The 22,315-nt window shown below is 71.0% G+C and carries 23 protein-coding genes; 1 reads left to right on the top strand and 22 read right to left on the bottom strand.

Going from position 1 to position 22,315, the window contains the following annotated elements:
* Positions 1-8: 8 nt before the first annotated feature.
* The 13 genes from dprA to rpsP form a co-directional block, all read right to left on the bottom strand.
* Positions 9-1,109, bottom strand: a complete 1,101-nt coding sequence (dprA, locus tag V6S66_RS06805) for a DNA-processing protein DprA (RefSeq protein ID WP_334205988.1) — start codon at positions 1,107-1,109, stop codon at positions 9-11.
* The gene (locus tag V6S66_RS06800; RefSeq protein ID WP_334205987.1) at positions 1,106-2,683 is read right to left on the bottom strand and encodes a YifB family Mg chelatase-like AAA ATPase; all 1,578 of its coding nucleotides are present in this window, start codon (positions 2,681-2,683) and stop codon (positions 1,106-1,108) included. The genes dprA and V6S66_RS06800 overlap by 4 nt, the downstream gene beginning before the upstream one ends.
* On the bottom strand, positions 2,683-3,045 hold the full coding sequence (locus V6S66_RS06795) for a YraN family protein (RefSeq protein ID WP_334205986.1): 363 nt from the start codon (positions 3,043-3,045) through the stop codon (positions 2,683-2,685). The genes V6S66_RS06800 and V6S66_RS06795 overlap by 1 nt, the downstream gene beginning before the upstream one ends.
* A gap of 81 nt (positions 3,046-3,126) precedes the next feature.
* Positions 3,127-3,621: a hypothetical protein gene (locus V6S66_RS06790; protein ID WP_334205985.1), complete on the bottom strand. Its 495-nt coding sequence runs from the start codon at positions 3,619-3,621 to the stop codon at positions 3,127-3,129.
* A gap of 40 nt (positions 3,622-3,661) precedes the next feature.
* Positions 3,662-3,976, bottom strand: a complete 315-nt coding sequence (locus V6S66_RS06785) for a DUF2469 domain-containing protein (protein WP_290580645.1) — start codon at positions 3,974-3,976, stop codon at positions 3,662-3,664.
* 42 nt (positions 3,977-4,018) lie between these two features.
* On the bottom strand, positions 4,019-4,690 hold the full coding sequence (locus V6S66_RS06780; protein ID WP_334205984.1) for a ribonuclease HII: 672 nt from the start codon (positions 4,688-4,690) through the stop codon (positions 4,019-4,021).
* Between the two features lie 10 nt (positions 4,691-4,700).
* Positions 4,701-5,387, bottom strand: a complete 687-nt coding sequence (gene lepB / locus V6S66_RS06775) for a signal peptidase I (protein WP_334205983.1) — start codon at positions 5,385-5,387, stop codon at positions 4,701-4,703.
* A 59-nt stretch (positions 5,388-5,446) separates the two neighbouring features.
* Complete coding sequence (rplS, locus tag V6S66_RS06770; protein ID WP_334205982.1) at positions 5,447-5,797, bottom strand: 50S ribosomal protein L19; 351 nt, start codon at positions 5,795-5,797, stop codon at positions 5,447-5,449.
* A gap of 357 nt (positions 5,798-6,154) precedes the next feature.
* Complete coding sequence (locus V6S66_RS06765; protein ID WP_334205981.1) at positions 6,155-7,408, bottom strand: ammonium transporter; 1,254 nt, start codon at positions 7,406-7,408, stop codon at positions 6,155-6,157.
* A 171-nt stretch (positions 7,409-7,579) separates the two neighbouring features.
* Entirely contained in the window at positions 7,580-8,263 is a 684-nt protein-coding gene (gene trmD, locus V6S66_RS06760; RefSeq protein WP_334205980.1) for a tRNA (guanosine(37)-N1)-methyltransferase TrmD, read from the bottom strand.
* Complete coding sequence (rimM, locus tag V6S66_RS06755) at positions 8,263-8,796, bottom strand: ribosome maturation factor RimM (protein ID WP_334205979.1); 534 nt, start codon at positions 8,794-8,796, stop codon at positions 8,263-8,265. The genes trmD and rimM overlap by 1 nt, the downstream gene beginning before the upstream one ends.
* 23 nt (positions 8,797-8,819) lie before the next feature.
* A complete protein-coding gene (locus tag V6S66_RS06750) occupies positions 8,820-9,068 on the bottom strand; it encodes an RNA-binding protein (RefSeq protein WP_334205978.1) in 249 nt (82 codons plus the stop codon).
* Positions 9,069-9,070: 2 nt separating this feature from the next.
* Positions 9,071-9,577, bottom strand: a complete 507-nt coding sequence (gene rpsP, locus V6S66_RS06745) for a 30S ribosomal protein S16 (RefSeq protein WP_334205977.1) — start codon at positions 9,575-9,577, stop codon at positions 9,071-9,073.
* 201 nt (positions 9,578-9,778) lie between these two features.
* Between rpsP and V6S66_RS06740 the strand changes: the two genes are divergently transcribed.
* Positions 9,779-10,135 carry an ArsC/Spx/MgsR family protein gene (locus tag V6S66_RS06740; RefSeq protein ID WP_334205976.1) on the top strand — a complete coding sequence of 119 codons (357 nt, stop codon included), beginning with the start codon at positions 9,779-9,781 and terminating at the stop codon, positions 10,133-10,135.
* A 200-nt stretch (positions 10,136-10,335) separates the two neighbouring features.
* Here the strand turns inward: V6S66_RS06740 and V6S66_RS06735 are convergent, their stop codons facing one another.
* From V6S66_RS06735 to ftsY, 9 genes are all read right to left on the bottom strand, one after another.
* Complete coding sequence (locus V6S66_RS06735; RefSeq protein ID WP_334205975.1) at positions 10,336-12,273, bottom strand: ABC transporter ATP-binding protein; 1,938 nt, start codon at positions 12,271-12,273, stop codon at positions 10,336-10,338.
* A complete protein-coding gene (locus V6S66_RS06730) occupies positions 12,270-14,003 on the bottom strand; it encodes an ABC transporter ATP-binding protein (RefSeq protein WP_334205974.1) in 1,734 nt (577 codons plus the stop codon). Before V6S66_RS06730 ends, V6S66_RS06735 begins: the two co-directional genes overlap by 4 nt.
* 58 nt (positions 14,004-14,061) lie before the next feature.
* Complete coding sequence (locus V6S66_RS06725; RefSeq protein WP_334205973.1) at positions 14,062-14,601, bottom strand: gluconokinase; 540 nt, start codon at positions 14,599-14,601, stop codon at positions 14,062-14,064.
* A 27-nt stretch (positions 14,602-14,628) separates the two neighbouring features.
* Entirely contained in the window at positions 14,629-15,435 is an 807-nt protein-coding gene (locus tag V6S66_RS06720; RefSeq protein ID WP_334205972.1) for an MBL fold metallo-hydrolase, read from the bottom strand.
* Positions 15,435-17,012, bottom strand: coding sequence for a signal recognition particle protein (gene ffh, locus V6S66_RS06715; RefSeq protein ID WP_334205971.1), 1,578 nt, complete (start codon positions 17,010-17,012; stop codon positions 15,435-15,437). The genes V6S66_RS06720 and ffh overlap by 1 nt, the downstream gene beginning before the upstream one ends.
* 59 nt (positions 17,013-17,071) lie before the next feature.
* Positions 17,072-19,390 carry a [protein-PII] uridylyltransferase gene (locus V6S66_RS06710; protein WP_334205970.1) on the bottom strand — a complete coding sequence of 773 codons (2,319 nt, stop codon included), beginning with the start codon at positions 19,388-19,390 and terminating at the stop codon, positions 17,072-17,074.
* Between the two features lie 13 nt (positions 19,391-19,403).
* Complete coding sequence (locus tag V6S66_RS06705; RefSeq protein WP_334205969.1) at positions 19,404-19,742, bottom strand: P-II family nitrogen regulator; 339 nt, start codon at positions 19,740-19,742, stop codon at positions 19,404-19,406.
* 16 nt (positions 19,743-19,758) lie between these two features.
* A complete protein-coding gene (locus tag V6S66_RS06700; RefSeq protein WP_334205968.1) occupies positions 19,759-21,021 on the bottom strand; it encodes an ammonium transporter in 1,263 nt (420 codons plus the stop codon).
* 139 nt (positions 21,022-21,160) lie between these two features.
* A complete protein-coding gene (gene ftsY, locus V6S66_RS06695) occupies positions 21,161-22,312 on the bottom strand; it encodes a signal recognition particle-docking protein FtsY (protein ID WP_334205967.1) in 1,152 nt (383 codons plus the stop codon).
* Between the last annotated feature and the right edge of the window lie 3 nt (positions 22,313-22,315).

Here is a 22,315-nt window from a genome sequence, read left to right as displayed (position 1 = left end):
CCACTGTCTCAGCCGGGAAGTCGCCCCAGGGCGATCCAGCCCCCGTCGGCGCGCCGGGCGTGACCGCGCCGCTCCAGCAGGGCCAACCCCGCGCGGACGTGGCGCAACGGGGCGTCGAGGAGCACCACGAGCTCGCCCACCGTCACTCCTCCGTCACGCGGCAGCTGGCCGTGGAGACGACGGGAGGCGTCGGTCAGGACCTGCGAGCTTCCGGAGTCGACCCACCCCAGGCCGTCGAGCTCCTCGGCCACGTCGTCGGCCGACGTGACCAGCACGGCCTCGCCCTCGCGGACGGCACGGTGCGCGCCGCCGGACTGCTGCGAGAGCACCGACCCGGGGACCGCCATCGAGGACCGACCCAGCCGGTCGGCCCACCGCAGGGTGTTGAGCGACCCGCTGCGCGGCGCGGCCTCCACGACCACGGTGCCGGCGCCCAGGGCTGCGATCAGCCGGTTGCGGGTCAGGAAGCGGTGCCGGTGGGGCTTCGCGCCCGGCGGGTGCTCGGCCACGATCCACCCCTCCTCCGCGATGCGGTCGAGCAGTGACGCGTGCGCCTGCGGGTACGCGACGTCGACCCCGCACGCCAGGACAGCGACGGTGCGCCCCGCGACGGCGAGCGCCCCACGGTGCGCGCAGGCATCGATGCCGAACGCCGCGCCGCTCACCACGGTCCAGCCACGGTCGGCGAGATCGGCGCCGAGATCACCGGCGACCTCGGCGCCGTAGGTCGTGCAGGCCCGGGCTCCCACGACCGAGACGGCCCGATCGACCTCCAGGGGCCCGCACCCCCTGACCCAGACGCCCCACGGTGCCGCGCCGTGGTCGTCGACGCCTGCCAGGTCGTCGAGCGCCGCCGGCCACCCCGGACTCGCAGGGGTGAGCCACCGCGCGCCGGCAGCGGCGCCGGCCTCCAGAACCTCGTCGACCGGACCGAGTGCCGCACGCTCGACCCAGGTCTCCGGCACCTCGGGGGCACCCGACTCGCCTCGACATGCTCCCGCCACTGCCGCGAGTCCGTGGGTGGCCACGAGCTCCCGGGCCGTGGCGTCCAGTGGCTCGGTGGCGACGGACATGACCAGGCGGTCACGGTCCGTCGACTCCCGACTCATGCCGCCACCAGGGCGCGCATCGCCGCGTCGAGCGGCAGGTCGGACCGCAGGCTCAGCGCCGTGCGGACGTCGTCGGCGTCGGGGACGTCGTGACCGTGGAGGTCCGCGACGCTCCAGGCCAGCCGCAGGACGCGGTCGGCGCTGCGCGGGTTGAGCTTGTCGGCATGGAGCTGCCGGTCGAGCAGCAGCCGGGCGTCGTCGGCGACGGGCCAGGCCTTGCGCAGCTCGGTGCCCGGCACGTCGGCATTGGTGCGCCACGGGGTGCCGACGAACCGGTGCGCCTGGCGGCTTCGCGCCTCACGCACGCGGTGCGCCAGCTCGACCGAGCCCCGCCCCGCGGACACGGTGGCGGCGAGCTCCGGTCGGGTGGGCGAGACGAGCGTGCGCCGGATGTCGATGCGGTCACGGATGGGACCGGAGATCCGCTCGCCGTAGCGGCGGCGCATCGCCGGGGTGCAGCGGCAGGACGCATCGAGGGTGGCCGCCTGACCGCACGGGCACGGATTGGCGGCCATGACGAGCTGGAACCGCGCGGGATAGACCACGGTGCGGGCCGATCGCGCCACGACGATGCGCCCGCTCTCGAGCGGCTGCCGCAGCGCCTCGAGGACGTTGACGGCGAACTCCGGCGCCTCGTCGAGGAACAGGACCCCTCGGTGCGCCAGGCTCATGGCCCCGGGCCGCACCTGCCGACTGCCGCCGCCGACGATCGCGGCGGCGCTGGCGGTGTGGTGGGGGTCGAGGAACGGTGGCCGGCTGAGCAGCGGCACGTCGGCGGGGAGCATGCCGGCGACCGAGTGCACCGCGCTGACCTCGATCGCGTCCTGTCGTTCCAAGTCGGGCAGCAGGCCCGGGAGGCGTTGCGCGAGCATCGTCTTGCCGACGCCCGGAGGTCCGACCATCGACAGGTGGTGCCCACCGACCGCCGCCACCAGGACCGCCAGCCGCACGTCCTCGTGGCCGGCCACGTCAGCGAGGTCGAGCCCGGACAGGCGTGCGGCCGAGCCCCACGGCGCCACGGCAGGCGGCTCGATCGGGGGCACCGGCGGGTCGTCGGGCACCTCGTCGCCCGTGATCAGGGCCACGAGGTGTCGCAGCGACCGCACCCCCGTGACGACGATGCCCTCGACCAGCTCGGCCTCCGGGACGTTGACCTCGGGGACCACGACGTGGGTGCAGCCCGCCTCCGCGGCGGCCAAGGTGGCCGGCAGGACCCCGGGCACCGCCCGGAGGCGACCGTCGAGGGCCAGCTCGCCCACGAACGCGGTTCCGGTGAGCGCCTCGGCCGGGACGGCCTTCTGTGCCGAGAGCACCGCCATCGCGATCGCGAGGTCGTAGTGCGATCCGGACTTGGGCAGGGTCGACGGTGCGAGGTTGATCGTGAGGCGCTGGTCGGGCCAGGGCGCCCCGGAGTTCACGACGGCGGACTTGCAGCGGTCGCGGGCCTCGTTGACCGTGGCGTCGGGCAGGCCCACGATGACCGTGCCCGGCAGGCCGCCCACGACGTCAGCCTCGACCTCGATCGCGCGACCGGTCAGGCCGTCGAGCGTGACCGACACGACGCGTCCGGACATCAGGCCACGCCCCGGATGCGGTCGACCTCGGCCGGGCCCGTGCGCGGCACGACGACGCTGACGACGTCGATGCGGACGGCGCTCGGGTGCACGTCGTGCGCCTCGAGCCAGGCCGTGGCGAGTCGCCGTAGACGGGTGGCCTTGTGCGTCGTGACGGCCTCGAAGGGCCCGCCGTACCTGGTGCTGCTGCGGGTCTTGACCTCGACGATCACGAGAGTGGTGCCGTCGCGGGCGACCAGATCGATCTCACCGAAGCGGCAGGTCCAGTTGCGGTCGAGGATCACGAGGCCCGAGGCCACGAGGTGGTCGGCGGCGATGCGTTCGCCGTAGGCCCCGAGGGCCTGGTTGCGCGCGTAGGTCATGACCACGAGCGTCGTCGCGCCGACGTCGTCGGGCGAGAGGTCGACGCCCGGCTGTGGACGCCTGGGCCCTGTGGACCGGGATCAGTCCGGGAAGTACTCCACGAAGCGCCAGGTGCCGTCGTACCGCACCCATCGATGGATCTCGAGGAACGTCTCGGGCTCGCTGGCCCGCTCGCCCGTCACCGTGTCGAGGGGTCGGTAGCGCTCCTCGGCCCGCAGCGTCGCATGGTCGCCGTCGATCTCGACCCCGAGCGCCACGTAACTGAACTCCAGGCGCGAGAGCGCGCCGACCTGCGCGGCCGACCAGTCGTCGCACGACAGGTCGTTCTCCTCGTAGAACGCGACATCCTCCGGCATCAGCAGGGACTCGTACGTGGCGCAGTCGGCCGCGTTCAGCGCGTCGTTGTGCGCCGCGTACGCCTCGATGACCCGATCCTCCTCGGTGGGCCGGAGAACCAGCACGAGGGTGACGGCCAAGGTGGCGATCACGATCACGGGGACGGCGACCGCACCACCGACGAGCCACCAGAGGCGCCGTCCGGGCGACCGCGGCGGCACAGGGTCCTGGGGCTCCATGGGCCCATCCTGGACGACGAGGAGGTCAGGAGGCCACGGCTCAGTCCGAGCCCGGCGGCACCTTGAAGTCGGAGTCCTGCAGCTCCTCGACGTTGACGTCCTTGAACGTCAGCACCTTGACCTGCTTGGCGAAACGGGCCGGGCGGTAGATGTCCCAGACCCAGGCGTCGGTGAGCGTGACCTCGAAGTACGCGTCGCCGGTCTCGGAGCGGACCTTCACGTCGACCGCGTTGCAGAGGTAGAAACGTCGATCGGTCTCGACGACGTACTTGAAGATCTTCACGACGTCGCGGTACTCGCGGTACAGCGCCAGCTCGGCGTCGGCCTCGAACCGGTCCAGGTCCTCGGTGCTCATCGGTCGCTCCGCTCGGTGCTCATCGGTCGCTCCGCTCGGTGCTCATCGGTCGCTCCGCTCGTCGTGGTTGGTCGCGCCCGCCATGACGGCACGCACGTTGGCCCAGGTGCGCCGGTGCTCCGGGCAGGGTCCATGCTGCCGCAGGGCCTGCTCGTGCGCGGCGGTGGAGTACCCCTTGTGGGTCGCGAAGTCGTAGTGGGGGTATCGATCGTGGAGGTCGACCATCAACGCGTCGCGGGTGACCTTGGCGACGACGGACGCGGCGGCGATCGAGGCCGCGACCCGGTCGCCCTTCCACATCGCGAGTCCCGGGACCCCGAGCCCGTCGACGGGAAACCCGTCGGTCAGGACGTAACCGGGTCGCACGGCGAGCCGGGCGAGGGCGCGGCGCAGCGCCTCGATGTTGGCCCGCTGGATGCCCATGCGGTCACAGTCCTGCGGGCTGATGACGACGACGTCGACCGCGACGGCCCGCTCCATGACGACGTCGAAGCACCGCTCGCGTCGCGCTGCGGTGAGCAGCTTGGAGTCGGCCAGCCCGGGGATCTCCCGGTCGAGCACGACGGCGGCCGCCACCAGGGGGCCGGCCGACGCTCCGCGTCCCGCCTCGTCGACGCCGGCGACCGGTGTGAGTCCTCGTCGCTCGAGGGCCCGCTGGTACCCGTACAGGCCGGCGTCACGACGGATCGTGCGCCCGGGCAGTCGTGTCGTCATGGCCCGCGACTCAGCTGGGAGGCGAGTCGGGGACGTCGTCGAACGCGTCGACCTCCCCCAGGCCGCCGAGGCGGTTGAGGGGCCAGACCCGGACCCAGGCGATGCCCACGACGCTCTCGAGCCGGACCTGCCCGCCACCGGGGTCACCCAGGTGGGCCACGGAGTCGGCGGAGTTGTCGCGGTTGTCGCCCATGACCCAGAGGTAGCCGTCCTTGACGATGACGTCGAACTCGCGGTTGCGGATCACGGTCGGGTCGAGGACGTACGGCTCGTCGATCGGCTCACCGTTGACGACCAGGCGCCCGCTGCCGTCACAGCACTGGACGTGGTCGCCACCGACCCCCACGACCCGCTTGATGAGGTGGTTGCCGGTCGGGAAGAGCCCGATCGTCTCGAGCGTCTTCTGGAAGATGTTCGGGTCGACCGTGTCGCCCTGCACCCCGAGCCAGCCGCCCGGATCCTCGAACACGACGATGTCGCCGCGGTCGGGCTCACCCGTCCACAGCGAGACCTTCTGGACGAGCAGCTTGTCGTTGACGAGCAGCGTCGGCTGCATCGACTCCGAGGGGATGTAGAAGGCCTGCAGGAAGAAGGACTTGACCACGATCGCCATCACGGTCGCGATCACGACCAGGAGCAACGACTCCTGCCAGATCGGCAGTCCGCGCTTCTGGCGGGGTTCTTTGCTCGTGGCCACCGGGGAAGCGTAACGGGGCGGGCCGAAGGCCCGCCCCGTGACACTCGTTCCTCGCGCGATCAGATGTCGCGCTTCTCCTTGATCTTCGCGGCCTTGCCACGGAGGTTGCGGAGGTAGTAGAGCTTGGCGCGACGCACGTCACCGCGCGTGGCGACCTCGATGTGGTCGATGATCGGGGTGTGCAGCGGGAAGGTGCGCTCGACGCCGACACCGAAGCTGACCTTGCGGACCGTGAAGGTGCGGCCGATGCCCGAGCCCTGCACCTTGATGCAGACGCCCTGGAAGACCTGGATGCGGGAGCGGTTGCCCTCGACGACCTTGACGTGCACCTTGAGGGTGTCGCCGGCGCGGAAGTCGGGGAGGTCGTCGCGGCGGGACTCCGCTGCGACCTGGTCGACGATGTTGGTCATGGTGTGCTCCTCGCTGGTGCCACAGGTCACCGACGGACGGTCAGAAGAATGGTCTCCTTCCACCGCGTCGGCGGAAGGGAGTTCGGCGAGAGTGGTCGCTACCCCTGAGGCAGAGGCGACCACGCCGAGGGTCAATGTTGCCACACGCCTCGGTTCCCGAGGAAATCGGGCGCCGCCAGATCCACGAGCCGAGCCGCAGGCGAGGCAGGCGCCCGGGCGAAGCCCGGCACCGGTGAGGGGCGAGCCGGTGGTGCCGCGAGGGACGAGTGGCGCGACACAGCGGAACGCCCGCCGGAGCGTATCCGGCGGGCGTTCCTGATCCAGATCGGGCCCGAGCCCGAGCAGGTGTGTGGGAGGTCAGTCGAAGGCGTAGCCCTCGCCGTGCAGCACCGTGTCGATGCCGGCGATCTCGTCCTCCTCCTTGGCGCGGAAGCCGATCGTCTTCTCGATCGCGAAGCCGATGATGTAGGCGACGACGAACGAGAACACGATGATCGTGAGCGAGGAGAGGATCTGCGCGATCAGCAGGTCGGTCTCGCCGCCGAACACCAGGCTGCCTCCGGTCAGCGTCTCCGAGCCGAAGAAGCCGATGTAGACACAACCGATGAAGCCGGCGACCAGGTGGATGCCGACGACGTCGAGCGTGTCGTCGAAGCCGAACTTGAACTTCAGGTCGACCGCGAGGGCGCAGACGACACCCGAGACGACGCCGAGCACGAGGGCCCAGACCGGCGTGACGAAGGCGCAGGCCGGCGTGATGGCGACCAGGCCGGTCACGACGCCCGAGGCGGCACCGACCGCGGTGGCCTTGCCGTCACGGAAGGTCTCGACGACGATCCAGCCGATCAGCGCGGCGGCCGGGGTGATCAGCGTGTTGAAGAAGATCAGCGAGGTCTGGCCCTCGTCGGCGCCGTAGACACCGGTGTTGAAGCCGAACCAGCCGAACCACAGGATCGCGGCACCGATGAGCACGAGCGGCACGTTGTGCGGCTTCGACTCCTCCTTGGAGAAGCCGACCTTGCGCTTGCCGAGCACCAGGGCCAGCGCCAGGGCAGCAGCACCCGCGGACTGGTGGATGATCGTGCCGCCGGCCCAGTCGAGCGCAGCGCCGAAGCCGAAGACGTCGTTCGCGAGCCAGCCGTAGAACTCGCCGTCGGCGTCGACACCGAAGAGCCAGCGGAACGTCGGGAACACGACGAAGGTCGAGAACAGGGCCGCGAAGAGCATCCAGGGCCAGAAGCGCGCACGATCGGCGACGGCACCCGAGACGAGGGCCACCGTGATGATGCAGAACGCGACGAGGAAGGCGTGACCACCGAAGAGGTTGCCGGCGTCGCCGGTGCCGGCCGACGTCACCAGGTCGGTCATGCCGAAGTCCTCGAACGGGTTGCCGAAGTACTCGCTGCCTCCGCTCGTGCCGTTGCCGGCGATGCCGGTGCCGCCGTAGAGCACGTAGAGGACCGTGACCACGGCGATCGAGCCGAAGCTCAGCATCATCATCGACACCACGGACTTGGCCTTGACCAGTCCGCCGTAGAAGAACGCGAGCCCTGGTGTCATAAAGAGCACGAGAGCCGTGCAGATCAGCTGCCAGGAAAGATCGACTGACATTTCAACCTCATTTGCCTGTTGGGGGAGAGCCATCGTCAGGGCAGCGTCGTTGCTGCCACTCACTGCGCCGTCAGTCTGGCGGCGCGAGATTCCCTCAGGCTTGCCTCAGCATCACGGCAGCGTTACGACATCGCCGATCATGTGAACAGGAGGTAACACGCGCGCCCCGGACTACTCCGGCAGGAGGTCGGGGCGCCGCAGGCGCGTGCGCTCGAGCGACTGCTCGCGGCGCCACGCGGCGATCTGCCCGTGGTGACCGGACAGCAGGACGTCCGGGACGTCGCGGCCACGCCACGAGGCCGGCTTGGTGTAGACGGGGTACTCCAGCAGCCCGTCGGCGCCGTGCGACTCCTCGACGATGGACTCGGGGTTGCCCATGAAGCCGGGGAGCAGGCGCACGACGGCCTCGATCACGGCCAGGGCGGCCACCTCTCCCCCGTTGAGCACGAAGTCGCCGAGCGAGACCTCCTCGACGCGCCAGCGGCTGCCGGCCTCGTCGATGACTCGCTGGTCGATCCCCTCGTACCGGCCGCACGCGAGCACGAGGTGCTGCTCGCCGGCGAGCCTGGCCGCGTCGGCCTGGCGGAACGGCAGACCGGAGGGGGTGGGGACCAGGACGACGCAGTCGTCACTCGCGACAGCCTCGAGCGCCTGACCCCACGGCTCGGGCTTCATGACCATGCCCGCTCCCCCGCCGTACGGGGTGTCGTCGACGGTGTGGTGCCGGTCGGTGGTCCACTGCCGCAGGTCGTGGACCCCCAGCTCGAGCAGACCGTTCTGCCGGGCCTTGCCCGGCAGTGACAGGTCGAGCGGCGCGAGGTAGTCGGGGAAGATCGTGACGACGTCGATGCGCATCAGGACTCGTCGCCCCGCACGACCTCGGCCGCGTCGGGGTCGATCAGACCGGGGAGGTCGACGACCGTGAGGTACCCGGCGTCGAGGTCGACCTCCGGCACGAGCGCCTCGACGAACGGCACGAGCAGCTCGCCGGCCGGGGTCGTGATGACGAGCAGGTCCTGGGCCGGCAGGTGGTCGACCCGGGCGACCGAGCCCACGACGGCGCCGGCGACCCGGACCTCCAGGCCCGTGAGCTGGCGGTCGTAGTACGCGTCGTCGCCGGCCAGCTCGGCCGGATCGACCTCGGCCTCGAGCACCTGACCGTGCAGGGTCTCGGCCGCGTTGCGGTCGGGGACCTCGGCGAAGCGCACCACGAACTTGGTGCCCTGCTGGCGCGTGGCCGCCACCGTGAGGGAGCGCCCGCCGGAACAGACGACGGACGAGCCCGGCGCATACCTGCGCTCGGGCTCGTCCGTGCGGACCTCGACGGCCAGCTCACCACGGATGCCGTGGGCCCGGCCGATGCGACCGACGACGACCTTGACGGTCATCGCCCCACGTCCGTCACGCCGTCTCAGCGACGACGGTCGACATCGACGAAGTCGATGCGCGCCGCGTCGCCGGCGACCGCGGCCGCCACGGTTCGGATCGCCGCGGCCGTGCGGCCCTGGCGTCCGATGACCTTGCCCAGGTCCTCGGCGTTGACGCGAACCTCGAACAGGTCACCGCGACGCGTCTGCTTGGCACGGACGTCGACGTCGTCGGGATGGGCGACGATGCCGGAGACGAGGTGCTCGATCAGCTCCACGGTGGGCGCAGCCATGCTCAGGCCTCGGCCGGCTTCTCGTCGGCAGGCTTCTCGTCGGCCTTGGGCTCCTCGGCGGGAGCGGCCTCGGCGGGCGTCTCCTCGGCCTTGGGCTCCTCAGCCACGTCGTCGGCCTTGGTGTCGGCCTTGGTGTCGGCCTTCTTCGACGCCTTCTTCTCGGTCGTCGCCTTGGCCTTCGGCTCGGCGTGCAGCTCCTTCAGCGCGGCGTCGAACGCGATGGCCTTGTCGGCCTTCGGCTCGGGCGTCTTGAGGGTGGAGGTGCCACCGATGTCACCGGTGACCTTGAGGATCGCGGCGACCGACTCGGTCGGCTGCGCGCCGACGCCGAGCCAGTACTGGGCCCGCTCCGAGTCGACGTGGATCGTCGACGGCTCGGTCTTGGGGTTGTAGGTACCGATCTCCTCGATCACGCGACCGTCGCGCTTGGTGCGCGAGTCGGCGATGACGATGCGGTAGAACGGTGCGCGGATCTTGCCCATCCGCTTGAGGCGAATCTTGACGGCCACGGTTGTGGTGTCTCCTTGATGCTCGGAACGAGATGACGTACCGGCAACGGGTGGGGACACGCGCCGGATGGGTCTGGGGCCGCGGTCGGTGCGGGTGAGAGGGTCCTCACCGTCCGTCGGACACAAGGCGACATTGTGCCACGTACGCGCGAACGCCTCCAACTCGCCACGCTCCGGCCGGTATCTGCCACAGTGACGCCCATGAGCGACGTCACCGTCCTGCACCACGCCCAGTGCTCCACGTCCCGCCACGCGTTGACGGTCGCCGAGGACCTCGGTGTCGCCGTCGAGGTCGTCCAGTACCTCAAGGCGCCGCTGGCGCGGGAGGAGCTGCTGGCCCTCCTGGCGAAGCTCGAGGACTCCCCCGCCGACCTCGTCCGCAAGGACTCCTTCTTCCGGGACCGGGGGTTGGACGCCGCTGACTACACGACGGCCGACGAGGTCGCGGACCTGCTCGTCACGCACCCCAGGCTCATGGAGCGGCCCGTGCTCGTGCGCGGCGAGCGGGCCGTCATCGGCCGACCGAAGGACCGGGTGGCGGGGTTCCTCCAGGGCTGAAGGTCAGGGGGCGGTGAGTGTTCCACCCAGAACGGTGACTCATCCACCGCACGAACGCTCATACCGTGGATGACTCACCGCCCGAGCGGACAAGGGTGGAACACTCACCGCCCACCTGGTTGACGCGGGAGGGGCAGCTTCCTGGTCCATGCCGCTTGTCACTCGCCACCCAGGCGGTGAGACCTCGGGAGAGAGGACCGTCAGCCCTCCACCGGCGCCGCGAACTGGGCGGCGTAGAGCCGCTCGTACGCGCCGCCCGCCGCACGCAGCGAGTCGTGCGTGCCCTGCTCCACGATGCGGCCGTCGGTCATGACGACGATGTGGTCGGAGTCGCGGATCGTCGAGAGGCGGTGCGCGATGACGAAGCTGGTGCGGCCGGACCGAAGACGCGCCATCGCCGTCTGCACGAGGGCCTCGGTGCGGGTGTCGACCGAGCTCGTGGCCTCGTCGAGGACCAGGATCGACGGATCGGCGAGGAAGGCGCGGGCGATCGTGAGCAGCTGCCGCTGACCGGCGCTGATGTTGGACCCCAGGTCGTCGATGTGGGTGTCGTAGCCGCCCGGCAGCGTGCGCACGAAGTGGTCGACCGAGGCCGCCTCCGCCGCGCGCACGACGTCCTCGTCGCTGGGGTCGTCAGCGCCGTAGGCGATGTTCTCGCGGATCGTGCCGGCAAACAGCCAGGTGTCCTGCAGCACCACGCCGAACTGGTCGCGCAGGGCGTGCCGATCCATCTGGGCGATGTCCACCCCGTCGAGCGTGATGCGTCCCCCGTCGAGCTCGTAGAAGCGCAGGAGGAGGTTAGCGAGGGTCGTCTTCCCGGCGCCCGTGGGGCCCACGATCGCCACGGTCTCGCCCGGTTCGGCCGCCAGGTCGAGACCCGCGATGAGGGGCTCGTCGGGGCTGTAGGCGAAGGCAACGTCCTCGAAGGACACGCGGCCCCGCACGGGAGACGGGAACGGGGCGTCCAGCGGCTCCGCGGACTCCTCCGCCTCGTCGAGGAGCTCGAAGACGCGCTCCGCCGACGCGACACCGGACTGGACGAGGTTCACGAGCGCCGCGATCTGGGCCAGCGGCTGGGTGAACTGGCGGGAGTACTGGATGAACGCCTGGACCTCGCCGATGCTGAGCTGGCCGGAGGCGACCCGGAGCCCGCCGACGACGGCGACCAGCACGTAGTTGAGGTTGGACACGAACATCATCAGCGGTTGCAGCGCTCCGCTGAGGAACTGGGCCCGGAACGCGGCATTGAACAGGTCGTCGTTGTGCTGGCGGAAGGTCTCACGCGCCTCGGCCTGGCGGCCGAAGACCTTCACCACGTCGTGGCCGGTGAAGACCTCCTCGACGTGCCCGTTCAAGCGACCGGTCGCGCCCCACTGGGCGACGAAGTGCGGCTGCGACCGCTTCGCGACGAACCGCATGACGACGGCCACGACCGGGATGGTCACGATCGCCACGAGGGCGAGTGCCGGCGAGATCAGCAGCATCATCCCGAGCGTGCCGAGCATCATGAGCAGGCTGCCCAGGAACTGCGAGATCGCCTGCTGCAGGGACTGCGCCACGTTGTCGATGTCGTTCGTGGTGCGCGACAGGATCTCGCCGCGCTCGGACCGGTCGAGGTAGGCCAGGGGCACGCGGTGCAGCTTCGCCTCGACCTCGTCGCGCAGGTCGGCCACCATGTGCTGCACGACCGTGGTCGTGGTGCGGCCCTGCAGGTACATGAACCACGCGCCGATCGTGTGGAGCACCATCACCGCGATCAGCACCAGGGCGAGCGCCCCGTGGTCGACGCCCTCGCCGGGCCGGAGGTCGACCGAGCCCACCAGGGAGGCGAGCTGGTCGTTGCCCTCGGCCCGCAGGGACGCCACGACCTCGGACTTGCTGGACCCCGCCGGGAACTGGCTCGACAGGTACCCGGTGAAGACGATGTCGGTCGCGTGGCCCAGCACGCGTGGTCCGATGACCGAGAGCGCCGTGCCCACGACGCCGAAGGCCAGGATCGATCCGGCCGCCATGCGGTTGCGGAGCAGGCGACCGAGCAGCCGCTGGAACGTCGGACCGAACTGCGTGGCCTTCTGCACGGGCGGCGCCATGCCGGCACCAGGTCCGCGCATGGGGGGCGCCGGCTGCCGGTTGCTCATGACGCCTCCTCCTCGGTCAGCTGGGAGAGCACGATCTCGCGGTAGACCGTGCACGACGCCATGAGCTCGGTGTGCGTGCCGGTGCCGGCCACGCGCCCCTCGTCGAGCACCACGATCCGGTCGGCCTGGCGGATGGTGCTGACCCGCTGGGCGACCACCAGCACCGCCGCGTCGGCGGTCTCGGGTCGCAGGGCAGCGCGCAGTGCCGCGTCCGTGGAGAAGTCGAGGGCCGAGAACGAGTCGTCGAACAGGTAGATCGCGGGACGCTTCACGACGGCGCGCGCGATCGCGAGCCGCTGGCGCTGTCCGCCGGAGACGTTCGAGCCGCCCTGGGAGATGGGGGTCTGCAGGCCCTCGGGGCGCCGCTCGACGAAGTCACGGGCCTGCGCCACGTCGAGCGCGTGCCACAGCTCCTCGTCGGTCGCGTCCGGCCGGCCGTACCGCAGGTTGGAGGCGATCGTGCCCGAGAACAGCATGGGCTTCTGCGGCACGAGGCCGATCGCGGCCCAGACGTCCTCGGGACGCAGCGTGCGCACGTCCCGGCCGTCGATCTCGACCGTGCCTCCGGTGGCGTCGAAGAGGCGGGCGAGCAGGCCGAGCAGGGTGGTCTTGCCGCTGCCGGTCGATCCGATGATCGCGGTGGTCTCGCCGGGACGGGCCACGAGGTCGACGTCGTGCAGCACGTCCTGCTCGGCGCCGGGGTAGGCGAACGAGGCACCACGCAGGTCGACGTGTCCGCGCGTGAGGGTCACGGGCACGGCGTCCGGTGGGGCGACGACGCTCGGCTCCGTCTCCAGGACCTCGGTGATGCGCTCGGCCGACACCTCGGCCCGGGGCCAGAGCATGAAGATGAAGGTCGCCATCATGACCGACATCAGGATGAGCACCAGGTAGTTCTGGAAGGCCGTGAGCGTGCCCACCTGCAGGTCGCCGGTGCCGATCCGGTAGCCGCCGAGCCACGTCGCGAGGGCGACCGACAGGTTCATGACCAGCATCACGGTGGGGAACATCAGCGACATCAGCCGGCCGGCAGCGACGGCGACGTCGCGGTACTCGCGGTTCGCGTCGGCGAAGCGATCGGTCTCCTCGTTCTCCTTGACGAAGGCGCGGATCACGCGGATGCCCATGATCTGCTCGCGCATCACGCCGTTGATCCGGTCGACGCGACCCTGCATGAGCCGGAACAGCGGTCGCATCTGGCGGATGATCAGGCCGATGCTCACGACGAGGGCCGGCAGCACGACCAGGAGCAGGCCGGACATCACGACGTCCTCGCGCAGCGCCATGACGAGTCCACCGACCGCCATGATCGGCGCGGTCACGAACATCGTCAGCAGCATGAAGCCGAGCAGCTGCACCTGCTGCACGTCGACGGTGGACCGGGTGATCAGCGTCGGGGCACCGAGCTGGGCCATCTCGCGTGCCGCGAACGTCTCGACCCGGTCGAACACCGCGGAGCGGAGGTCGCGCCCCAGGGCCATCGCCACCCGGGCGCCGACGTAGACCGCAGCGACCGTGGCCACGACCTGCACCAGGGTCACCGCCAGCATGACGCCACCGAGTCGCCAGATCAGGTCCGTGTCGCCCTCGACGACACCGCGGTCGATGATGTCGGCGTTGAGGCTCGGCAGGTAGAGGCTCGCCACGGTCTGGGCGAGCTGCAGCACCAGCACCACCAGCAGCGACGTCCGGTACGGCGCGAGGTGGTGGCGGAGCAGCGGGACGAGCACCGTTGCACGCTACAACGACGCCGGGAACCGCGGCGGGGCGATCACGCGCTCGAGCGGGTCAGCTCTCCCGCGGTGGGTCGGCGGCCGGCTCCTGCAGTCCGGCACGCGTCACGAACTCGTCGACGATCTCCTCGATCGACGGCGTGATGTCGAGCTCCCAGCCCTGCTCGTCGTCCTCGAGGGGCTCGAGCGTGCTCTCCTGCGAGGCCAGGAGCGTCGCCGGCATGAAGTGGTCGCGCTTCTCCATCCGCTCCTGGATGAGGTCGTGGTCCCCCGCCAGGTGGAGGAAGACCACGTCCGGCGCCCCGCGGCGCAGGACGTCGCGGTAGGAGCGTTTCAGCGCCGAGCAGGCGATGACACCGCCACCGCCCTCGTGCTCGGCGATCCAGGTGGCCACGAGCTCGAGCCACGGCCAGCGGTCCTCGTCGGTCAACGGCTTCCCGGCGGACATCTTCTCGATGTTCGAGCGGGGGTGGTAGTCGTCGCCGTCGGCGTACGGCAGTCCGAGCCGGTCCGCGACTGCGCGACCGACCGCTGACTTCCCGGTGCCCGAGATGCCCATCGCCACGATCAACGGTCGGGCGTCGTCTGCGGTCATGACCCGACCGTACGCCGGGCCGGTCGGTCAGGCAGGACGACCGGTGACGATCTCACCGTCGCGGGCCGGACGCGCACCCATGGCCGCGAGCCGGGCGACCAGCTCGGACTCAGGCGGGTTGTGGTGGCTCAGGTGGACGGCCAGGACGTCCGTCGAGGCCGTCACGGCCCCCACCCCGCGCAAGCGCTTCACGAGCTCACCGAACGAGTCCAGGTGCAGATGGCCCGGCGAGACCTGGCCCGCCGGTCCGAAGGTCTGTTCCAGCACCACGACGTCGAAGTCCGCCTCGCGCACCGCGTCGAACCAGGCGGGCTCCCACGGCCCCGTGTCACAGCCCCACAGGAGGCGGTCGCCGCCCGCGTCCTCGACGTCGTAGAGCACCGCGTCGCCGTCGGCCATGACCCGGTGGTTCGCCGGCAGCACGCGCACCCGGTGGCGACCCAGCTCGACGTGATCGCCGGCAGCGACCTCGATCCACCGCACCGGCGCGTCGGGCGCCACCCAGGGACGGCACGCGTCGATGACCGCTGCCGGGCCCACGACGTCGATCGGCTCCTGGCTCACCCACGACCGGAAGAGCAGCAGCTGGGGCGCCAGGTGGTCGACGTGCGCGTGCGTCACGAGCAGGTGCCGCACGCCGGCCAGGTCGGCGCCCGCACGGGTCGCGGCACCGGGACTGTCCGCGTTGCCGTCGATCAGGAGCACGTCGTCGACGAGGGCGCTGGTCGGGACCCGCAGGATCCGGTCCTCACGCTGAGCCCCGCACGAGGCGCACCGGCAGAACGCCTGGGGCCACCCGTCGGCCGCACCGGTGCCGAGAAGGCGGACGCGCACTACAGGAGGTCCCGCAGCTCCTTGGGGAGCTCGAAGTCGGCGGGTGCGTCCTGGCCGAAGCCGAAGGCTCCCGCGCCGTCGGCCGGAGCAGCGGTCTTGCCCTGGGCCTCGGCCGCGCGCTTCGCGGGGTTGCCGGACGTGCGCTTGCCCTTCTTCTTCTGCTGCGGCTTCTGCCGGGCGCCGGCCCGCTTGCCGGGCATGCCCGGAAGTCCCTGCATCCCCGGCATGCCGGAGACTCCGCCCCCCTTGGCCATCTGCTGCATCATCTTGGAGGCATCGAAGAAGCGCGTGACGAGCTGGTTGACGTCACTGACCTGGCGGCCCGAGCCCTTGGCGATGCGCGCACGGCGGGAGCCGTCGATGATCTTGGGGTTCTCGCGCTCCTTGGGCGTCATCGAGAGGATGATCGCCTTGATCTTGTCGAGCTCGCTGTCGTCGAGCGCCGCGATCTGGTCCTTGAACTGGCCCATGCCGGGCAGCATGCCCAGCATCTTCGTCATCGAGCCCATCTTCGCGATGGCCTCGAGCTGCGCCAGGAAGTCGGTCAGCGTGAAGGCGCCGCCGGCGAGCTTCTCGGCGGCCTTGGCCGCCTCGTCGGCGTCGAACGCCTTCTCGGCCTGCTCGATGAGCGTCATGACGTCGCCCATGTCGAGGATGCGCGAGGCCATGCGGTCGGGGTGGAACACGTCGAAGTCGGTGAGCTTCTCGCCCGACGACGCGAACATGATGGGCCGGCCGGTGACCTGGCGCACCGAGAGCGCGGCACCGCCGCGGGCGTCGCCGTCGAGCTTGGTCAGGACCACACCCGTGAAGTCGACGCCGTCAGCGAACGCCTGGGCCGTCTGCACGGCGTCCTGGCCGGTCATCGCGTCGATGACGAACAGGACCTCGTCGGGATCGACGGCATCGCGGATGTCGGACGCCTGCTTCATCAGCTCGGTGTCGATGCCCAGCCGGCCGGCGGTGTCGACCACGACGACGTCGTGCAGCGTGCGACGCGCCTCGGCGATCGAGGCCGTGGCGACCTGCACCGGATCACCCACGGACTCATTTCCCGCCCCGGGCCCGGGACCACCGCCCGTGTTGCCCGGCTCGGGCGCGAAGACCGTGACGCCGGCCTGCTCGCCGACGACCTGGAGCTGGTTGACCGCGTTGGGACGCTGGAGGTCGCAGGCGACCAGCATCGGGCTGTGGCCGTTGTCCTTCAACCACCGGCCGAGCTTGCCCGCCAGGGTGGTCTTGCCCGCGCCCTGCAGGCCCGCCAGCATGATGACGGTCGGGGCCGTCTTGGCGAACCGGACCCGACGCGTCTCCCCGCCCAGGATCGTGACGAGCTCGTCGTTGACGATCTTGATGACCTGCTGCGCCGGGTTGAGCGCCTTGCTGACCTCGATGCCGTTCGCCCGCTCGGTGACCTTCGTGACGAAGTCGCGCACGACGGGCACGGCGACATCGGCGTCGAGCAGCGCGAGACGGATCTCGCGGACCGTCGCGTCGATATCGGCCGGGCTGAGCCGGCCCTTGCCGCGCAGCGAGGTGAACGCGGACTGCAGGCGGTCTTGCAAGGAGTCGAACACGGAGTTCCTCAGGTACAGGGGGGAAGCGTCGGACAGCCCGCCCAGCCTAGCCGAGGCGGTCAGGCCAGGGCGGACACGACGGCCTCGCGCACGTGGTCGGCGGCGGTCGGGTCGAGCGGGTCGCCGCTGCCGTCCACGAGGTAGAAGACCTCACGCACCTCGGCGCCATAGGTACTGACGTGGGCCGACCGGATCGAGGCGCCGGCGGCGTGCGCGGCCCGGGCCACCAGGTAGATCAGGCCGCGGCGGTCGAGAGCCCGGACCTCGAGCATCGTGGCGGTGAGGTGGGCCCGGGAGACGAGGCGGACGCGCGGGTCGTCGTCGCCCTTCGCGGGCCGGTCGAGCCGCAGGTCCAGGTCGACGTCGCCGGCCAGCACCCGGCGGACCCGCTCGAGCACGAGGTTGCGGTCGACGTCCGGGCGGGGGGTCTCCCACATCGAGACCGCGCGGCCCTCACGGGTCACGGTGCGGAGCGACTGCAGGTCGATCCCGGCCAGGGCGAGCGCGCCGGCCACCCGTGCGAGCAGTCCGGGCGAGTCGGGCGCGACGATCGTCAGGAGCGAGCCTCCGTGGTGCGCGGCCACGTCGACCCGCACGCCGTCCCCCGCGCCCCGGCCCGTCGTCAGGTCCGGGAACGGCTGCGAGTCCGGCCATCCCTCGTAGGCCTCGGCATCGATGTCGGTGTCGCCCTGCAGCACGGCCCGGACCTTCTCGACCAGGCCGTCGATGAGTCCGCGACGCCAGCGCGACCGAGCCTCGCTGCTGGTGGCGGCCCCGTCGGCACGGGTCAGCGCCGCGAGGAGGTCGAGGAAGCGCTCGGAGCGGACGATCTCGGCCACGCTGACGGCGGTGGCGGGATCCTCGATGTCGCGGCGCGTCGCGACGGTGGGCAGCAGCAAGTGCCACCGGACGAGCTCGCCGACGACCTCGGCGTCCTCCGGCGCGAACCCCCAGCGCAGCACGATCTCGCGCGCCATCGGCGCCCCGACCTCGCTGTGGTCGCCGGGCCGCCCCTTACCGATGTCGTGCAGGAGCGAGGCGAGCGCGAGCAGGTCGGGCCGCTCGACCGAACGCATCTGCGCCCCGGCCAGGACGCAGGTCTCGATGCTGTGGCGGTCGATCGTGTAGCGGTGGACCGGTGAGGACGACCCTCGGAGCCGGATGTCCGACCACTCGGGCAGCCACCGTTCAACCAGGCCCGCGACGTCGAGCTCGTGCCAGACGTCGACGAGTCCGGGCCCGGCCGTCAGGAGGTCGATGAGCGCGCGTCGTGCCCGCTCGTCCCACTCCACCTCGGTGGCCGACGACGCCAGCGCCGCTGCGGCGGAGGGACTCAACGGGAGCCCGGCGGTGGCCGCGAGGGCGGCCGCCCGCAGGGCGAGCAGGCCCTCGCGCACGGCACCCGGCCCACCGGTCAGGACGATCTCACCGGCGACCTCGTCCCCGTCCCGTCCGATCCCCGGGGCGACCTGCACCGTCCGGGCCCGGTCACGCCGCGACCGGGACGCCGAGAGGGAGAGCGTCTGGTCGAGCCGGCGCCAGGTGAGACGACCCACGTGGTCGAGGCGGCGACCGGCGTCCCGCACCCGGACCTGGAGCTCCGCCGGCGACACCTCGAGCAGCGAAGCGACGTCGACCGACAGCTGCGGGTCGAGTCGGTCGGTGCCCCGCCCCGCTGCGACGTGCAGCACGTCGCGCACGTCGAGCAGCTCGCTGCGCAGCGACTCCACCTCGCCCAGCGGGGCGTCGACGAGCCACGTCGCCACGAGGGCGCGCAGCACCACGGCGTCACGGAGGCCTCCGGCCGACTCCTTCAGGTCCGGAACGGCGGCGTAGGCGAGCCAGCCGGACCGCTGCTGGCGACGCGATCGGTCGTGCCGCAGGTCGTCGACCGCGGCCCGCGCTCCTGCACGCCAGTCGGCCAGCACCTCCGAGCGCAGCCGCAGCACGAGTCCCGAGTCGCCCGCCACGGCCCGGGCGTCGAGCCATCCCATCGCGACCTTGAAGTCGCCGCGCGCGGCCTCGCGCATCTCGCGCGCCGACCGCACCGCGTGGTCGAGGCGGAGACCGGCGTCCCACAGCGGGTACCAGAGGCCTTCGGCGAGTCGGGCGACCTCGTCGGTCGCGACGTCGTCGTCGTGCACCAGCACGATGTCGACGTCACCGAACGGCGTGAGCTCGCCGCGACCGTACCCACCGACCGCGACGACCGCCACGCCGGAGCCGATGCGGGCGTCGCCGCCGGACGGCACCAGGTCGACGTACGTCGACCGCACGAGACGGTCGACGCCGAGGGTGCGGTCCTGGCGTGCCGTCCGCAGTCCTTCGCGGGGCGTCCCCTCGCGTGGTGGCCCCTCGCGTGGTGGAAGAGCGTTCACGAGCCCGATGCTGTCAGACCGCGGCCTCGTCGGTCTCGCCGGTACGCACCCGGACGACGGAGTCGACCGGGATGACCCAGACCTTCCCGTCGCCGATCTTGCCGGTCTGCGCGGCCGAGGTGATCGTGCCGACGACGGTGTCGACGTCGGCGTCGTCGACGACGACCTCGAGGCGGATCTTCGGCACGAGCGACACGTCGTACTCCGCGCCGCGGTACACCTCCGTGTGCCCCTTCTGCTGGCCGTAGCCGCTGGCCTCCGTGACGGTCATGCCCGCCACCCCGGCCGATGCGAGGGCCTCGCGGACCTCTTCCCACTTGTGCGGCTTGATGACCGCGGTCACGAGCTTCATAGGTGTGCTCCGATTCTCAGAAGTGTGAGCTGCCGGTGTTCGTGGCGATGTCGTAGGCGGACTCCCCGTGCTCGGCGAAGTCGATGCCCTCCACCTCGTTCTCCTCGTCGATCCGCCATCCGATCGTGTACTTGATCGCGAAGGCGATCAGTGCCGTCAGGACACCCGTCCAGACGATCGCGAATCCCGCGGCGCCCGCCTGGTCGCCCAGGGATCCCAGTCCCCCACCGTAGAGGAGACCGTCGATCCCGCCCGGCGCGGCGGCCGACGAGAACAGTCCGATCAGGACCGTGCCGACGATGCCGCCGACCAGGTGGACACCCACGACGTCGAAGGAGTCGTCGAAGCCGAAGCGGTACTTCAGCCCGACGGCCCAGGAGCAGAGAGCACCGGAGATCGCACCGATCGCGATCGCGCCGACCGGCTCGACCGCGCCGCACGCCGGGGTGATCGCGACGAGGCCGGCGACGATGCCGGACGCCGCGCCGAGCGAGGAGGCCTTGCCGTGCAGGAGCTTCTCGACCGCGAGCCAGGCCAGCAGCGCGGCCATCGTGGCGATCGTGGTGTTCAGGAACGTCACGCCCGTCTCGCTCATGAACTGCGCGGTGTCGAGCGGGCCGCCGTCGCCCTCGATGAAGACGATCGAACCGACGTTGAACCCGTACCAGCCGAACCAGAGCAGACCTGCGCCGATCATCGTCAGTGGCAGGTTGTGCGGCTTCATCGGCTCACGGCCGAAGCCCAGGCGCTTGCCGATGATCAGCGCGAGCACGCCGCCGGCGACGCCGGCGTTGATGTGCACCACGGTGCCGCCCGCGTAGTCCTGCGCCGGGAAGATCGAGTGCAGGTAGCCCAGGCCGAAGACCATGTGCGCGAGCGGGAAGTAGCAGAGCGTGACCCAGATCGGCAGGAACACGATCCAGGCCGACATCTTGACGCGGTCGGCGATCGCGCCCGAGATCAGCGCCGCCGTGATGACCGCGAACGTCATCTGGAAGCACACGTAGATCAGGTCACCGGACTCGACGCCCTTGAGGCCGAAGTGGGTGAACGGGTTGGCGAACAGGCCGCCGAGCAGTTCGTCCTCGCTGAACGACATCGACCAGCCCCAGAGGACGTAGACGAGACCGACCACGGCTGCGGCGACGTAGGACATCATCAGCATGTTCAGCACGGACTTGGCCCGCGACATGCCGCCGTAGAACAGTGCCAGCGCGGGCACCGTCATGAGCATGACGAGCGCCGTCGCGACCAGCATGAAGGCGTAGTAGCCGTCCATCGATCCCTCTACTTCCACATCGGGTCAGGACGGAGCGGCCCGAGACCTGCTCCGTCTCCTCGGTGTGGCGACTGTAGGAAGCGAAGATTTCGCGCAAGGACGCGAACTGTTACAGCCGTGTGACGTGGGCCCGGACCGGTCAGTCCCCGAGCAGCGCGTCGACGAACTCCTCGGCGTCGAACGGGGCGAGGTCGTCGGGCCCCTCGCCCAGGCCGACGAACTTGACGGGCACGCCGAGCTCGCGCTGGACCGCGACGACGATGCCGCCCTTGGCCGTGCCGTCGAGCTTGGTCAGCACGATGCCCGTGACGTCGACGACCTCGCTGAACACGCGGGCCTGCGTGAGGCCGTTCTGGCCCGTCGTGGCGTCGATCACGAGGAGCACCTCGGTGACGCGAGCCTGCTTCTCGACGACCCGCTTGACCTTGCCGAGCTCGTCCATCAGCCCGGACTTGGTGTGGAGCCGGCCCGCGGTGTCGACCACGACGACGTCGGCGCCGGTCTCGATGCCGGACTTGACGGTGTCGAAGCCGACGCTGGCCGGGTCGCCGCCCTCAGGGCCGCGCACGACCGGCGCGCCCACTCGGTCGCCCCAGGTCTGCAGCTGATCGGCCGCGGCGGCCCGGAACGTGTCGGCCGCGCCGAGGACGACACGGCGGTCGTCGGCGACCAGGACTCGAGCGAGACGGCCGACGGTGGTGGTCTTGCCGGTGCCGTTGACGCCGACGACCAGGACGACCCCGGGGTGGCCCTCGTCGCCCGTGGTGTGCAGGCTGCGGTCGAGCTCGGGGCCCACGAGGCTCACGAGCTCTTCGCGCAGGATGGCGCGGGCCCGGTCGGTGTCGGTGGACCCTTCCACGCGCAGTCGCGTGCGCAGCCGGTCGACGAGCTCGGTCGTGGGCCCGGTGCCGACGTCGGCCGCGAGCAGCGTCTCCTCCAGCTCGTCCCAGGCCGCCTGGTCGAGGTCGGCCCGACCCAGGATCGCGAGCAGGCCCTTGCCGAGCGTCGAGTTGGATCGGGCCAGGCGCGACCGCAGGCGGACGAGCCGGCCCGCGGGCGACTCGGGCCGCTCGAGCGTCGTGGTGCCGGGGCCCGTCGGCGAAAGGTCGTCGTCGGGCTCCGGTTCGTCGCCGCTACCCAGCACCTCCGGATGCAGGATCTCCTCGCGGGTCTCCAGCTCCGACTCGGCCGTGGGCGGCAGCTCGTCGCCACGACGCATCAGCAGCGTCGCGACGAGCGCGAACAGGACGATCGCGGACAGGGCGATGATCAGCAGCAGCTCGGTCGACACGGA

It is taken from the genome of Aeromicrobium sp. Sec7.5, assembly GCF_036867135.1.
GTDB lineage: Bacteria > Actinomycetota > Actinomycetes > Propionibacteriales > Nocardioidaceae > Aeromicrobium.
Note: the sequence above shows the minus strand (reverse complement) of the source record. Positions and strands in the feature narration are given on the sequence as shown.